Source organism: Flavobacterium sp. B114r (genome assembly GCF_056824125.1).
Window position 1 is genome coordinate 359001 of sequence record NZ_CP124858.1, and the last position, 16418, is coordinate 375418.

Genomic DNA, 16418 nt, shown 5'->3' on the forward strand with positions numbered 1-16418 from the left:
TTATATTTTAACTTCGATATTAGATGATTTAGGATGCAAACCATTTAACATGTTCTTATTCAATTCTTCTCGTGAAATAAATGGAGACAAGTCCTCTAAAGGAGGTGATATTAAGCTACCATCACTTTGAATAGCTAATCCTAATTTTGGAACAAATAATTGATATGGATGCATAAATACTTCACAAATTACAGAACCATCGATTTCTTGTACTTGAGGAATTACATTTTCAAAATCTTCCCAAGTTTTAATTTGAAATGAAGGTATTCCAAAGGCTGTAGCTAATGCACTAAAATTAGGACATGTCACTCCCGAATTACTATCTACACCAGCTCTTCTCCCATTAAAAAGAGCATTTTGAGTATGTTTTATCATTAAATAACCATCATTATTAAAGATAAAAAGTTTTATTGGTAATTTATAGTGAACGACGGTTTGCAATTCTTGCAAGTTCATCATCATTCCACCATCACAATTTAGGCACAATACCTCACCTTTTCCTCTAGCGACAGAGGCTCCAATCGCTGCCGGCAGACCATACCCCATTTCCCCTAATCCAGTAGAAGTCATCAATCTCTGTTCTTTCCCAATTCTTAAAACCTGGTGACCACTTAGAAGTGCTGTGCCCATATCGGTTGTAATATGCTGATCTGGTTTTAAATGAGAGTTTAACTTCTCCATAAACTGATAAGAATTGATAAATCCATCTTTATCAGGATGATCATCTGAACTGAACCAAGGATATTGTTCTCTATAATTATTGCAAATTTCAATCCAATTTGAAAAATCTAACGATTGATCTAGTTCTTTATTAAGCATTTTCTTTATAAAAACACCAGCATCAGCATTTATACAATATTTATATCTTTCTCTATATTTATCTAATTCAAATTTATCAATATCTACTACTGCTATCTCTGCTTCCCTTGCCAACTCATTGATATCATAACCAATTTGCGAGATTGCCATTCTCGTCCCGATACAAATTAACAAGTCACAATTTTGAAGAATAAAATTAGCACTTCTTTGCCCATAAGTTCCTGCCCTTCCATATACTAATGGATGGTTTGAATCTATAGAATCTATACCTGCCCAAGTTACCAAAGCTGGTATATTATATTTTTCTAATAGCGGTTCTAAAAATAATTCAGCATTAGCTAATCTAATACCGTTACCAAACCAAAATAATGGTCTTTTTGATTTGGCTAAAGCGTCTGTAATTAAATTTAAATTTTCTGATAATTCTAGATCAGAATCTAAATTTAATTCCGGAAGTTCTGTTGATTTGAAATGAACTATTTCATTCTCTTCAATATTACTTGATTGCAAATTCATTGGTATATCAATCCAGCATGGGCCAGGACGGCCATGTGTAGCAATTGAATATGCTTTCTCTAATTCATAAACTACTAAATTGGCTTCAGAAACTTTGGATGCATATTTGGTTACCTTTTCAACCATTGCAGGACTGTCATATCCTTGAACTCCCCACATCCTAACATCTTTATGTAAATCAACAAATTTTGAATGTTCATTTCCTGATATTATAATCCCAGGGATTGAATCTGCCCAAGCACTCACAACACCAGTAATTCCATTTGTTGAACCAGCACCAGTTGTTAAAATTGCCGCTGTGACTTTACCACTAGTTCTATAATATGTCTGCATTGCCATACAAGCTGCTTGTTCATGATGAACACAAATTATTTCAGTATATCCTTTTTGTTGAATTGAATCAAAAATATGTGCATTTCCAGCACCGATAATCCCAAAAACATGCTTTATTTCATTATCTATCAAAAAATCTGCTATTAAATCGGATACTTTCATAATTTTATTTTTTTCGAAAGGTTTAAAATATTTTTATTAAAAAAAATTGTCTTTGTCAAACTCGTTTTTAAATCAGTATAAATTTTTAAATCTAATTCAGTTTTGGCCTTATCAACATTTGGAACGTATCTTAAAACTGGTTCATCAGATTTACTTTTTTTAACTATAACTTTTATTTTACTCAAATTATCTTCTTTTGCAATTAAATTTGCTAATTCAGCTATATTAACTGCAATATCTGAACCAACATTATAAGGACTGTTATCTTTTCCTTCAAATAGTATTGTCCATAACCACACTACCAAATCAGCTGAATACATATAGGATCTATATGGCGTACCATCACCTTCTATTAGTATGTCTTCATTATTGATTAAGTTTTTAATAAAATTACCAGCTGCAAAATGAGAATCTAATTGCAAAAATGGCCCTATAAAAGCATAACATCTGGCAATTTTAACTGGTAAATCAAATAATTTATAATTGGCAGCACACAAAACCTCAGCCATTCTTTTTCCCTCTCCATACATAGACATAGGATCGGAAGGAAGAGGTGCCCCACGGAAATTTTCAGATAAATTTTGAATTTCTGAAGGTTGTTTACCATATACAGCCCCACTACTTGTGAATAGAAATGATTTAACCTTTTTTATTTTAGCAAATTCCAAAACTCTCTTGGTTCCATTTACAACAGTTTCAAACATCACCAAAGGCTGCTCGTCATTTAATTTGACACTTGCTTCAGTAGCAGCATGGATTATATAATCAATTTTATCTTCTATAAACTCAAAGTTTAAAACATTACCTTCTAAGAAACTAATTTCATTATATTCCCTAATCCACTTATAGTTATTTATAAATTTATTTTTATCTCTTGTTAAGACAATTAAGTTTGAATTTAATCCTAGTTTTCTATTTACATGGACAAAACTCATTATCAACCAAATTCCAAAAAATCCAGTACCTCCAGTAATAAATATTGTCTTATTCCTAATTTTGGACCAAATATTTTTAGTATTTTCAAATACTAAATTCAAATCATCTTCAAAATAATTGAGCATTTACTATTTATTTAAAAAATAATTGATTTGTTCAGATGTGAAACTTGAAATGTTCTTATTATCTTCAAAAAAAGCTTTATACCAATCAATAGTCATATTAACCGCCTTTTCCGCATCAAATCTCGGCTCCCACTTTAGTTCAGTAATGGCTTTACTAATGTCTAATTTTAGCAATCCAGCTTCATGAGGTTGATGCTCATCAAATTCCACTTTAAATTCTCCTTTTCCCCAACTTTGGATTGCTAGATTTAGCATTTCTTCAACTGGTAATGCATCTGATATATGGGGCCCAAAATTATAAGACTGGTTAAATTCAAGCGGATTTTCTGCCAGATTAGAACCTAATAATAAATATCCAATAATAGGCTCTAAAACATGTTGCCATGGTCTAACTGATTTAGGATTTCTAATTACTACTGCTCTATCAGCTGCAAAGGCTTTCGCTATGTCTGGAATCAAACGATCTTTTGACCAATCTCCTCCCCCAATAACATTTCCTGCTCTTCCAACAGCAATTGCTTTTCTGTGAATGTTATATATTTTATTATTAAAAAATGAATTACGATATGAATCTATAACAAGCTCAGCACATGCTTTACTGGCACTGTAGGGATCATATCCTCCTAATCTATCATTTTCACGGTATGGATAAATCCACTCATTGTTATGATAAACTTTATCTGTAGTAATTAATACAACATCACATTTTTTTTCTAATAAACGAACTGCGTCTAATACATTGGCTGTACCAATAACATTTACTCCAAAAGTTTCTGCTGGTATGTCATAAGATAAACGAACTAGTGGCTGGGCAGCGAGATGAAAAACAAAATCAGGTTGAAAATCTAGAACCTCTTTCTCTAACCGTTTTTTATCTCTTAAATCTGCAATTACAGAATCACAAATTTTGTCTCCCTCAATAAGAAGGAATAAATCATCTTTAGTTTGAGGTTCTAAAGCATACCCTTTTACTTCTGCTCCTAATAAAGATAAAGTTTTTAACATCCAAGAACCTTTAAAACCAGTATGACCAGTTAAAAAGACTTTTTTTCCATCATAAGATGTTTTTAATTTTTCAAATAATGAAACTACCATGTTTTCCATTTTGCATTTCCAGAATTCCACATTGCTTCCAATTCTACTCTATCTCTTAAAGCATCCATACATTTCCAAAATCCATTGTGCTTATATGCTGCTAATTGTTGATCCTTAGCAATAGCTCCAAGTGGTTCTTTTTCCCATTGAATATCCTCAACGTCATTTTCTAAATATTTAAAAATTCCTGGCTCTAAAACAAAAAAACCTCCATTAATCCACATTCCATCACCAGCTGGTTTTTCAATAAAGCTATCAACCTCACCTTCATTTCCTATTTCCAAATTTCCAAAACGCCCAGGAACCTGTACACTAGTTAAAGTTGCCAATCTACCATGCGATTTATGAAATTTAAGCAATTCAGATAAATTTACATCTGCAACGCCATCACCATACGTTAGCATAAAAGTTTCATCTTTAACATATTTTTGAATACGTTTTAATCTTCCAGCTGTATTTGTATTCAAGCCTGTATCAATCAATGTAACTTTGAAAGATTCAGTTTCTGAATAATGAACATTGATATTATTATTGGCTAATTCAATTGTTACATCAGAATTATGCAAATAATAGTTATAAAAATATTCTTTAATAAAAGTCGCTTTATATCCTAAACAGATAACAAACTCATTGTAACCATGTTGCTCATACATTTTTAATATATGCCACAAGATAGGTTTTCCACCAATCTCTACCATCGGCTTTGGTCTGGCTTCGGTTTCTTCCATAAGACGGGTCCCGAAACCACCTGCAAAAATTACTACTTTCATTATTATATTTTTATCTATGATTATTTTTTATTTATATCTCAACACAAACATTATTTGTCATGGGGTAACTACAGCATAATAAATATTCATTTTCATTCAAATCTGTTCTAGGTTTGCTTAATCCTATCATTTTTAATTCGCCTGATTTAAGAGTTGCTTTACATGTACTGCAATTTCCTGTTTGACATGAATATGGCAATTCAAGACCCATTTCCAATGCTTCCTCTAATATTGAGTTCCCTTTATTTATTGTAATATTATTTTTAACTCCTTGAAAACTCAATACAATTTCCTGATTATTTATATCTTTAAAATCTTCAGGATTTTTAACAATTTCAAAATCTTCAGAAAAAAAGTTATCCAAATTTCCTGTCAGATCGAGTAAAGAATCTTTAATTGTGTTTTTTAGTCCGATCGGTCCGCATACATAATGTCTTGTAGGCTGTCCAATTTTTTTTATCAGATCACTAACAAAATCAGAATTTATCCTTCCATGAAAATTATGTGATTCGTTACCAAAAAATTCTTCTTTCGAATAAAAATAATATATCTTAAAACGTTCTGAATACATTGATTTAAGTTTTTCTAATTCCTCATAAAAAATCACTGCTGTTTTAGATTTATTACCGTAAACCAAATAAATATTTATATCAGGATGAACTTTTAGTAAATCTTTTATCATTGAAAAAAGAGGCGTAATACCGCTTCCAACTCCCCAAAAAACAGCTGATTTTATTAATTCATTTGTGTCAAAAATAAAATCCCCTAATGGTTCCTGAACCTCAATTACATCATCAACTTTTATATGATCATTTATATAATTAGAAACTATCCCTCCGGGAACACGTTTTATAGTTACATTAAGTGAAAGGTCAATTAGAGGAGTAGAAGAAAATGAATAAGGTCGAATGTATCTTCTTCCATTAATTCTAAATTGAAGCGTTAAATACTGGCCAGCTAAATATTTAATTTTTTTTAATCCCGGTTGTTTAAAACATAATGTAACTGTATCATTAGTTTCTTTTTTAATTTCCTGAATTTTTAAAGTATAATTTTTCATCTTATTATGATTATTTCATAATTTCTTTAAAAAATCTTCTAAGTAACAAAAAGAAAATTGCTAAAAAACTCGCTAAAAATCCACCAAAAAGTATCCCTTTTGATTTACTAAATCTCTCTTTTGTTAATGGCAAAATTGGCCGATCAATAATTTGTATCAATGGTGTTTCTCTGCGCAAAGTAACTTTTGCCAATTCAGCCTGTTTTACCAATTCAGTCAGTATAGCAGTATTTGCCTGTACATCAACTTGTCTTCTAACTGAAGGTGCTCTACGAACATTCAAAGCAGGATTCAAATTAAAAGTATTATCATTGGCTACTGCTACTCCTGTAATAGCTCCATTAAGTTCCCCTCTTATTGAATCAACTTGGCGTTCTAAAATAGCCATGTTCATCCTTGCCTTTTTACTTTTTGTCTCTATGTAAAATCTACCTACTTCACTTGCTAAAGATTCGCAAAAAAGCATAGCAAAGATTTCGTTATTTGCAGAGACATCGATACTAATAATTGATATTTTTTTATCTCTTTGTCCCACAGATAAAGAGGTCTTAGACAAAATCATATACATAGACCCAATTATACTATCTTGCACTCTCGTAAATTTTTTTCGATCAGCATTGGGTGGAAATTTAATCTTAGCTAATTTAGGTTTTTCTTTCCATAACTCTCTCCACTCATTATTCTGAATGTACATCTCAGCTAACGAGATAATTTTACCATTACTTTTAACAGGAGACAATAATGTTTTTTCCACCATGGATCTCGATTTAAACAACTCAGTTAAATTAGAGCCAGTAAAAATACTCCCTCCACCTCCTCCTATATCCAAACCAAGAGAATTTGCCAACCCTAAAGCACCACCTAAACCACCTCCAGACTTATCATCTTCTAAAGCAAATGATAAAGTAGCAGTATAAACAGGTTTTTTCAGAAAAGAATATGTTAATCCTAAAGCACCGCCAAGTATTCCCATTGATAGAATAATTTTCCATCTGGAAAGCAAATAGTCAAACCATTTTTTAGCTTTTTCAAATAATTCTTTTAACGATATTTCATCGTTTTCAACAACCTTACTATCCTTCATTAAAAATTCTATTTAAATGCCGTAACAATTAATAATGCTAAACTCGCAAAAGCAGTTCCTAACCCAGCCCATTCCCCAGCACTCATTTTTTTCCTTTCAGGTTTTTCAGGAACTACAATTTGTGAGTCTGGTTCAACCTTAGGGTAAGATCTAAAAAACAAAAATGAAGTTGTTACATCGGCTTTTCCATTAGGATAAATGATATACGCTTTTTTCTTCCAGCCTTTACTATCAACTCCCCCAACCGAGTTAATATAATATTTGAATCCTTTCCCATTTCTATAAGGTATCTCCGATGTCAACAATACGTTTCCTGTTACTTTTACTCCCTCATTATAAATTGCCACTTCAATCTCGTCTCCAGGAAATAAAGTAACATTAGAATAATGATTTTTATCCTTTACAATTTTTTCCCAATTTACAGGAATCGTAACATATTTTAAATCCTCTTTTAACTTTTTGCTTAACTTCTCTTTAAGTGTATCATTTTTAGACAGATTAAGGTCAATACGCTCTAATTGATCAATTTGCTCCTGTTTGATAGGTCTTTTAATTTTCATTCCATCTAAATTCGCAATAGAAGTTAATCCTCCTGCTCTCATTACAACATTATATACAGTCTCTTTTTTATTAGCTAAAACATATTTACCAGGATAACTAACAGCCCCAACAACTGAAACCACTTCCGGTTTTTCGTAAACTGCCATTCTTCGAATATTAATAACATCAAAAGGTTTTAGAATGAAATTTTTTACTTGTTCGTTATTGTCTGCCGTAATTTCGAGCTCAAGCAATTCAATACGCTTTGGATCCGCATCGTCAATCACATCAGATTTTACCATTCTTGCAATTTCAACTCTTTTCGATGCTGAACCTGTAAAACCACCAACCTGTACCACCAAGTCATTTAAAGTTAAATTTTCAAAATATTCGTATACTCCAGGATTTTTTACTTCCCCATCAATCGTTACTTTATATTCTTCTCTAAAATCTAAAATAGAGTAGACAGTTACGATATCTTCTCTTTTCAATTCTAAATCAGCACTTAAATCTCCCGATAAAGCAGCACTTAAATCTACATTAACAATTTCTGTTGTCAAATCTGTTTTTAAACGAATTATCCTTGCTCTTTTTGTATAAGCATCTTCTTTAAGACCTTCTGCTCTTGTAATAAGATCAGAAATTCTCATTCCTTCGCTATAAGAATAATAATCCGGTCTAAAAACCGCTCCTTCAATTTTAATACGATTTTCAAATCGATTTAAAATTTTAGTAACCCTGAAGACATCTCCAGATTGTGGTAAATATGTATTATACTCACTTTCATTGATATCATGCACTTTAAATTCTTTTCCTGTTTTCTGCATTACATTTACTGATGCAGTATAGGCAAATTCATTAAAACCAGAAGCAAAATTTAATAAATCAGAAAACTTTTCTCCTTTTTTCATCTCGAAAATCCCGGGACGTTTTACTTCCCCTTCAACTGTCACCCTCTGACTATAGGCTGGAATTCGAATAACATCATTATCTTTCAAACTCACATTATCAGATTGATCTCCTTTCACCAAAAACTTATAGATGTCTACATTTTTGTAAACTTTATTATTTCTAATTAGTTCAATGTTTCTGTAACTTCCATTTTTCCCAGGTCCACCAGCCAAATGCAAAGCATTATAAACTGTTGCCAAAGAAGAAATAGAATAATTACCGGGTTGCTTTCCTCCTACAATAGTAATTTTAATGGTACGAATTCGACTTAAACTAACACTAACCTGAGATTGCCCCGAGCTAACTGTACTGTATACTCTGGCAATAGATGCTTTTATTTTTTGAGTAGCGGCTTCGATTGACATTCCGGAAACCGAAATTTGTCCTACATAGTCAATTGTTACCTTTCCTTCTACACTTACTGGTATACTGGCATTATATTCCTGAACACCATAAACACTTACCTGCAATTCATCTCCAGGTCCCAGAACATAATTCATAGGAGTTGCTAATTTTAAATCAGGTTCAAAATTTAAAGTAGGATTATCAAACAATTCAGATCCAAAAATTAAAGCATTAGTTGAATCTTTTACTTTATTATTTTTAATTGTCTCTTGTTTTCTTCCAAAATCCGAATCCTTATCTACTATTTTTGGCTTACTATTATCATTTGTAACTCCTTTAGCATTTTTCTTTTCATATTCAGTAAGCTTAATTCTAAGCTTATTAAACTCAGTTTGAGTCATGCCTTTTGATAAAGCCATTGACTCTACACTATCAATTGTAGCATTGTTGCTTTTTAATTGAGCACTAATTTTAGCCAAATCATCATCAGACAAATAATCGACTTTAACAGTACTTAAATCTTTGGATTTGAGTATGTCCTGAGCATTCGCATTAAATGACAACAATAAAATAAAAAGCAGCGTAAGAACGTATGTTATCTTTTTCATATGAAACTATAATTTAACCTGAAGTGTGGTTTAAATAAAATTGTTTATTGTTTATGAATATTGTTTTTGATAATACTCTTTATAAGATCCAGAGGTTACATTATGCAGCCATTCTTCATTATTAAGATACCAATTAATTGTTTTTTCTAAGCCTTCTTCGAAAGTAACAGAAGGTTTCCATCCTAATTCTTTATTAATTTTCGATGCGTCTATTGCATAACGTAAATCATGTCCAGGTCTGTCTTTTACATAAGTAATCAATTCTTGAGAAGTTCCTTCCGATCTTCCTAATTTCTGATCCATAATTTGGCATAGTAATTTTACCAGATCAATATTTTTCCATTCATTGAAGCCTCCAATATTATAGGTCTCATGATTCTTTCCTTCGTGGAAAACTAAATCTATAGCAATAGCATGATCTTCAACAAAAAGCCAGTCACGCGTATAATTTCCATCTCCATACACAGGTAATGGCTTATTATTTATAATATTATTTATAAAAAGAGGAATTAATTTTTCAGGAAAATGATATGATCCATAATTATTTGAACAGTTGGTTAAAACATAAGGCAAACCATACGTTTCTCCATAAGCTCTTACAAAATGATCAGAGCTTGCTTTTGAAGCTGAATAAGGTGAATTAGGATCGTAAGAAGTAGTTTCTGTAAAAAGACCTTCAACTCCAAGCGAACCATACACTTCATCGGTACTGATATGATAGAAACGTTTCCCTTCAAAATTATCTTTCCATTGATTTTTCGCAGCATTCAATAAATTCATCGTTCCAATAACATTTGTTTTTACAAATGCCAAAGGTTCTTCAATAGAACGATCGACATGGGATTCCGCGGCCAAATGCAAAACACCATCAAAATTATGTAATGAAAAAAGCTCAACTATAAAAGTCTCATCAACGATATCTCCTTTTATAAAAGTATAATTGGGTTGGTTTTCGATATCCTTAATATTCTCCAGATTACCTGCATAAGTCAAAGCATCTAAATTGAAGATTTGGTATTCAGGATATTTATTTACAAAACGTCTTACTACGTGAGACCCAATAAAACCAGCACCGCCGGTTATAAGAATTTTTTTCATTTTAAATTTCAATTAATTTAATAAATTTGAATTTATTTTTTCCAACTCATTATAGATATCCTTAACATCTTGTGAGTTTTCTTTTTGTAAAATTAAATTTGCTGTATCGGTATAGACAAAAATAGTATTTTTTAATCCCAGAAAAGTAGTGTGTTTACCTGAACCAATGACCATATTGCCGTTTTTATCAACTGGGTGATTTTTTGAAACCAAATAGTCATAAACTGATTCGAATGACCCTAAATCGGACCATGAAAAAGCTGCCGGTACGACTTTTATTTTTTTACTGCGTTCCATTACAGCGTAATCAATACTGATGGATGGAATTTCTAATGATAAATTTAAATCTAAAAACCCATTTTCGCTTGCTTCCCAAACTGCTTTTGATTTCTCATAAACATCAGGCTGGAATTGTTTTAGTTCCTCTAAAAGGACGCTGGCTTTAAAACAAAACATTCCACTATTCCAAAGGAAATTTCCTTTTGCAATGAATTCTTTTGCTGTAGTCTGATTGGGTTTTTCGCGAAATGAAACGACTTTATCCCCTTTTGATTCGATATAACCATATCCCGTTTCCGGTTTTGTTGGAATAATACCAAAAGTTACAATAAATCCTTCTTGCGCTTTTAAGATGGCTTCATTAATCGCTTGATTATAATCTTCCATTTTATCAATAATATGATCCGAAGGTGTTACAATTAAGATATCATCCGGATTTGAAGCAAATGCAGCAAAAGCAATTGCGGCAGCAGTATTTCGTGGTGTCGCTTCCACTATATTCACGTAAGAAGTTTTGGTTTTATCCATCACTTTACTACTTAAATGATGATTATCTACATTTCCTACCACCATTACCTTATTCGCTAAATGACTATTGCGATCAACAGTCATCTCGAATAAAGATTTATTTTCAAATATCTCCAAATATTGTTTTGGCAGGCTTTTTCTTGAAAGTGGCCACAATCTGCTCCCCACACCACCAGTCAAAATAACATGAGTTATCGGCACTACCATCTTATATTTTTTTTAATTGTTTCTCAGCAACCTCTTTTCTTAGGTTACTACTTGAGAATCTATGATCTCTAACATTATAATATAACTCTATTCCTTTTTGTTCGCAATAAGCACGCCCGGTAAAGTTTTTCTCCCGATATTCATCACCTATAATACGTACATCTATTTTAAAGGATCTTAAAATATCTTCTAAATCTTGTTCTGTTGCATAGGGAACAATTTCATCTACAAATTTACAGCCTTTTAATTGTATGTATCTTTCTACTACCGTTTGGGAAGGGCTATTTTTTTCAGGACGATCAAGTGTTGGATCTGTCTGCAAACCTACTATCAAATAATCGCATTCTCTTTTTGCCTCCTCTAACATCTTAATGTGTCCGGCATGCAATAAATCAAAAGCGCTAAAAGTTATTCCTACTTTCATAATTTATTAAATTAAAGCCTGTTATCTGCTATAGTTCCCAAAACTCCTTTTACATCGTATATTAAACTGTTCTCATTTTGCAACTCGGCAAAATTCAGCTGTAAAAATTCAGCATGTGCTACTCCCAAAACTAGCGCGTCAAATTTATCGTTTGGAAGACTGTTAATTGTTATTAGATTATATTCTTTTTTTACATCATTCGCATTAGCCAGAGGATCAAATATGGTTACTACAATACCGTATTCTTTTAATGCTTTTACAACATCAACAATTTTGGTGTTACGAACATCAGGACAATTTTCTTTAAAAGTAATTCCCAGCATTAAGAGATTGGCTCCGTTAACCGAAATTCCTTTTTTAATCATCAGCTTTACGATTTGCGAAGCCACATATTCGCCCATGCTGTCATTCAAACGTCGGCCTGCTAAAATGATTTCAGGATGATATCCGAATTCCTGAGCTCTTTGTGCTAAATAATAAGGATCGACACCAATACAATGCCCTCCTACTAATCCTGGCTTAAAGGGCAAAAAATTCCATTTTGTAGAGGCTGCTGCCAATACTTCCTGTGTATCAATATTCATTAAATTGAATATTTTAGCCAGTTCATTTACAAAAGCGATGTTTATATCTCTTTGTGAGTTTTCAATCACTTTTGCCGCTTCTGCCACTTTTATACTTGGAGCTAAATGTGTTCCGGCAGTAATTACTGACTTATACAAAGCATCGACTTTTAAACCAATTTCTGGCGTTGATCCTGAAGTTACCTTCAAAATCTTTTCAACCGTATGTTCTTTGTCTCCCGGATTTATTCTTTCTGGAGAATATCCTGCATAAAAGTCTTCATTAAATTTTAATCCTGAAATTTTTTCTAAAACAGGAACGCACTGTTCTTCTGTAACACCCGGATAAACCGTCGACTCGTAAATTACGATATCTCCTTTTTTTAGTATTTTACCAACGGACTCACTCGATTTATACAAAGGAGTTAAATCAGGTCGATTATTTTTATCTACCGGAGTTGGAACTGTGATTATAAAATAATTACAATCTGCCAAATCGTTTAAGGAAGTGGTACAATACAATCCTTTTTCAGTGTTGGGATTATCCACTAACACCCTTTGCAAAGTAACATCATCTACTTCTAATGTTGTATCGGTACCTGATTTTAAAGAAACTACTCTGGATTCATTGATATCAAAACCTATAACTGAATATTTTGTAGCAAATAATCTGGCCAAAGGCAGGCCAACATAACCTAAGCCAACAATAGCTATTTTTATATTTTCGATCAATTTGTACTCTTTTTTATCTATTTCAGTCATAACAATTCACGGCTTCGCCCTTCTGAGTCACAAAGGTTTGACACAGCTACTCTAAATTCATTTTCGGCAAATATAACATATTAAGTCAATTTATTCAATACGGTTTCCCGTAATACAGAAAAAACTAACAAATAAGAAATGCCAACCCCTTACCAATCAACACATAAAAAACACCCTAAAATAAAAAAACAGACGATAAAATTTCTATTTGGAGAAATTTTACCTTCTGTTGAATGCCAATAGTTACACAATATAACTAAATTATTTGTATTTTATTTTAAGGACACAGCCTAAAGATTCCAAAACCAGCGTATAATAGGTATTCGATATTTCCTGAACTATTGCATCCTGATTACTAAATACTCCTGTCTCTAATTTTATTCGGTCTCCAACCTGAATAGAAGTCACCGAAATATCACTAATATTCGGAGCTTTAAGACTAGTCTTTATAATTTCGATTTCCCCGTCTTTAACAATTGCAGGTTTCCCTAACCAAAACAAATAGCGAACGACACCAGAAACCTGAAAAACCGAATTTCTATTCCCGTCTTCTAACTGAACAAATACATAGGAATTAAAAAGAGGTACCTCAATAGCCTTTTTTCTGTCTGACCATTGCTTCATTTGAGTAATTAACGGGCAATAACATTCTATCCCAACCTCTGTAAGTTTTTCTGCAACTTTTTTTTCCCATTTGGGTTTTGTGTACACTACATACCAATTCTTCATTTTTTCTTTTTATTGAAACAAAATTGCAAACCTATTTTCTTTACCTTCCATATTAGATCTTAACTCAATAGTTACTGATTAAGCGCCTATCCCTCTGTAAATAAAACCTATTGATTCCAGTTCTTTTGTGTTCAAAATATTTCTTCCATCAAAAAGAAAAGCAGGCTTGTGCATCGAATCGTAAATTTTTTGCCAGTCGTAAGTTGTGAACTCATCCCATTCTGTAAGAATAGCAATGGCATGCGCTCCCTTGCAGGCTTCGTAAGGATCATCTAAGATCGTTAATGCATTACTATTTTCTTCACCTGTTCTGGTTTCTAAATAATCTAAATCACTTAACATTTTATTTCTTGAAACTTTGGGATCATAAACAGCAATTTTTGCCTGCTCGTTAATCAAATCATCCGCTACATAGATCGCGGCAGATTCACGGGTATCATTGGTATCTTTTTTGAAAGCCCATCCTAAAAATGTGATTTTCTTATCAGCAACTGTATTGTATAGAGTCTGAACAATTTTATTTGAAAATCTTCTTTTTTGATGATCGTTCATAATAATCACCTGTTCCCAATAATCGGCCACTTCATTCAATCCATAAGATTTTGCAATGTAAACCAAATTCAGAATGTCTTTTTGAAAACAAGATCCCCCAAAGCCAACTGATGCTTTTAGAAATTTCGGGCCAATCCTGCTATCCATTCCAATTGCTCTGGCTACTTCATTTACATCAGCACCTGTTTTTTCACATAACTCAGACATGGCATTTATAGATGAAATACGCTGTGCCAGGAATGCATTTGCGGTTAACTTAGACAATTCTGACGACCAGACATTAGTCGTCAATATTTTATCTCTACTAACCCAATTTGCATAAACATCAACCAAAGCATTGATTGCTTCTTCCCCTTCCGGAGTCGTATCACCTCCAATTAAAATTCGATCCGGATGTAATAAATCGGTAACCGCTGTCCCTTCAGCTAAAAATTCAGGATTTGATAAAATCTGAAACTGAACCCCATTTCCTGTATTATCCAGAATGCTTTTTATGGCCTCGGCCGTACGAACTGGCAAAGTCGATTTCTCTACTACAATTTTATTTTGTTTGGCGACTTTGGCAATTTGTCTGGCGCAAAGTTCAATATATTTCAAATCAGCAGCCATACCTTTTCCTTTTCCGTAAGTTTTGGTTGGCGTGTTTACTGATATAAAAATCACCTGAGCCTCGTCAATAGCTTTTTCTACTTCTGTGGAAAAGAACAGATTTCGTCCTCTTGCCTCAGCGACTATTTCTGAAAGTCCCGGCTCATAGATCGGAATATTATCTGTATTGGGATCATTCCAGTCTTTAATTCTTTGTTCGTTCAAATCGACAACTGTCACTTGAATATTCGGGCATTTTTGAGCAATTACTGCCATTGTCGGACCTCCAACATAACCTGCACCAATGCAACAAATTTTTGTAATTTTCATCTTTTACTATTATCTTGATCCTTATTTTAAATTATTCCAATACCAGCTGACCGCTTCTTTTAATCCGTCCTGCAAAGAGAATTTCGGATCGTAACCCAGCACTTTTTTTGCTTTATCGATACTTGCCAATGAATGCGGAATATCACCCGCTCTGTTGGCACCATAAACAATTTCGACATCTGCAATTTTTGAATCAAATTCAGTTAAATATTCTTTTAGATAGCCCACCAAATCGTTTAATGTATTTCGATCTCCATATGCAGTATTATAAACTGTATTTACCGCTTCCGGATTCTGACTTGTCATTGCCAATTCATTCATCTGTATCACGTTATCGATATAAGTAAAATCACGCGAATAATTTCCGTCACCGTTAATCACGGGACTTTCATGTTTCATCAATTGCATTACAAATTTTGGAATAACAGCCGCATAAGCACCGTTAGGATCTTGTTTTCTGCCAAAAACATTAAAATAACGCAATCCTATAGTTTCTATTCCATAAGTTCTACTGAAAATTTCAGCATATAATTCGTTTACATATTTTGTAATAGCATAAGGCGATAATGGTTTACCAATAACATCTTCGACTTTTGGTAATCCCTGAGAATCTCCGTATGTAGAAGAGCTTGCTGCATATATAAATCTTTTCACTTTTGCATCGCGAGAAGCTACCAGCATATTCAAAAAGCCTGAAACATTTACATCGTTTGTTGTAATTGGATCGTTAATTGATCTTGGAACTGATCCTAAAGCTGCCTGGTGCAAAACATAATCAACACCTTGGACCGCTAAAACACAATCGGCAATATTTCGAATATCTCCTTCAATTAATTTATAATTAGGATTCTCTATAAAATCTTTCAAATTATGACGGTGCCCTGTCGCAAAATTATCGAGACAGATTACTTTATGCCCTAATCCTAAAAAATACCCGGACAAATTGGAGCCAATAAAACCAGCTCCGCCTGTAATTAAAATTGTATTCTGAGTTGATGTTTTCATTTATATAAT

At 32.7% G+C, this 16418-nt stretch carries 14 protein-coding genes; all 14 read right to left on the reverse strand.

The features are described 5' to 3' along the window. On the reverse strand, window positions 1-1830 hold the full coding sequence (locus QLQ94_RS01700; protein WP_482499000.1) for a thiamine pyrophosphate-binding protein: 1830 nt from the start codon (window positions 1828-1830) through the stop codon (window positions 1-3). After that, the gene (locus QLQ94_RS01705) at window positions 1827-2891 is read right to left on the reverse strand and encodes an NAD-dependent epimerase/dehydratase family protein (RefSeq protein WP_482499002.1); all 1065 of its coding nucleotides are present in this window, start codon (window positions 2889-2891) and stop codon (window positions 1827-1829) included. The genes QLQ94_RS01700 and QLQ94_RS01705 overlap by 4 nt, the downstream gene beginning before the upstream one ends. 3 nt (window positions 2892-2894) lie before the next feature. Then, a complete protein-coding gene (rfbG, locus tag QLQ94_RS01710; protein WP_482499004.1) occupies window positions 2895-3986 on the reverse strand; it encodes a CDP-glucose 4,6-dehydratase in 1092 nt (363 codons plus the stop codon). After that, window positions 3980-4756 carry a glucose-1-phosphate cytidylyltransferase gene (rfbF, locus tag QLQ94_RS01715; protein WP_482499006.1) on the reverse strand — a complete coding sequence of 259 codons (777 nt, stop codon included), beginning with the start codon at window positions 4754-4756 and terminating at the stop codon, window positions 3980-3982. The genes rfbG and rfbF overlap by 7 nt, the downstream gene beginning before the upstream one ends. Window positions 4757-4787: 31 nt before the next feature. Then, on the reverse strand, window positions 4788-5816 hold the full coding sequence (locus QLQ94_RS01720) for an FAD-binding oxidoreductase (RefSeq protein WP_482499008.1): 1029 nt from the start codon (window positions 5814-5816) through the stop codon (window positions 4788-4790). Window positions 5817-5826: 10 nt separating this feature from the next. Next, window positions 5827-6900, reverse strand: coding sequence for a Wzz/FepE/Etk N-terminal domain-containing protein (locus QLQ94_RS01725; protein ID WP_482499010.1), 1074 nt, complete (start codon window positions 6898-6900; stop codon window positions 5827-5829). 8 nt (window positions 6901-6908) lie between these two features. Then, window positions 6909-9344: an SLBB domain-containing protein gene (locus QLQ94_RS01730; protein WP_482499012.1), complete on the reverse strand. Its 2436-nt coding sequence runs from the start codon at window positions 9342-9344 to the stop codon at window positions 6909-6911. Window positions 9345-9395: 51 nt separating this feature from the next. After that, window positions 9396-10442: a dTDP-glucose 4,6-dehydratase gene (gene rfbB / locus QLQ94_RS01735; RefSeq protein WP_482499014.1), complete on the reverse strand. Its 1047-nt coding sequence runs from the start codon at window positions 10440-10442 to the stop codon at window positions 9396-9398. A 12-nt stretch (window positions 10443-10454) separates the two neighbouring features. Next, window positions 10455-11456, reverse strand: coding sequence for a mannose-1-phosphate guanylyltransferase (locus tag QLQ94_RS01740; protein ID WP_482499016.1), 1002 nt, complete (start codon window positions 11454-11456; stop codon window positions 10455-10457). Window position 11457: 1 nt separating this feature from the next. Then, the gene (locus QLQ94_RS01745; protein ID WP_131426039.1) at window positions 11458-11880 is read right to left on the reverse strand and encodes an adenylyltransferase/cytidyltransferase family protein; all 423 of its coding nucleotides are present in this window, start codon (window positions 11878-11880) and stop codon (window positions 11458-11460) included. 11 nt (window positions 11881-11891) lie between these two features. After that, a complete protein-coding gene (locus tag QLQ94_RS01750; protein ID WP_482499018.1) occupies window positions 11892-13205 on the reverse strand; it encodes a nucleotide sugar dehydrogenase in 1314 nt (437 codons plus the stop codon). A 261-nt stretch (window positions 13206-13466) separates the two neighbouring features. Next, window positions 13467-13934, reverse strand: a complete 468-nt coding sequence (locus QLQ94_RS01755) for a UpxY family transcription antiterminator (protein ID WP_482499020.1) — start codon at window positions 13932-13934, stop codon at window positions 13467-13469. Between the two features lie 78 nt (window positions 13935-14012). Beyond that, window positions 14013-15404 (reverse strand): UDP-glucose 6-dehydrogenase, encoded by a 1392-nt coding sequence (locus tag QLQ94_RS01760; RefSeq protein WP_482499021.1) that lies wholly within the window; start codon window positions 15402-15404, stop codon window positions 14013-14015. Window positions 15405-15425: 21 nt separating this feature from the next. Beyond that, window positions 15426-16409 carry an SDR family oxidoreductase gene (locus QLQ94_RS01765; protein WP_482499023.1) on the reverse strand — a complete coding sequence of 328 codons (984 nt, stop codon included), beginning with the start codon at window positions 16407-16409 and terminating at the stop codon, window positions 15426-15428. Window positions 16410-16418 lie beyond the last annotated feature (9 nt).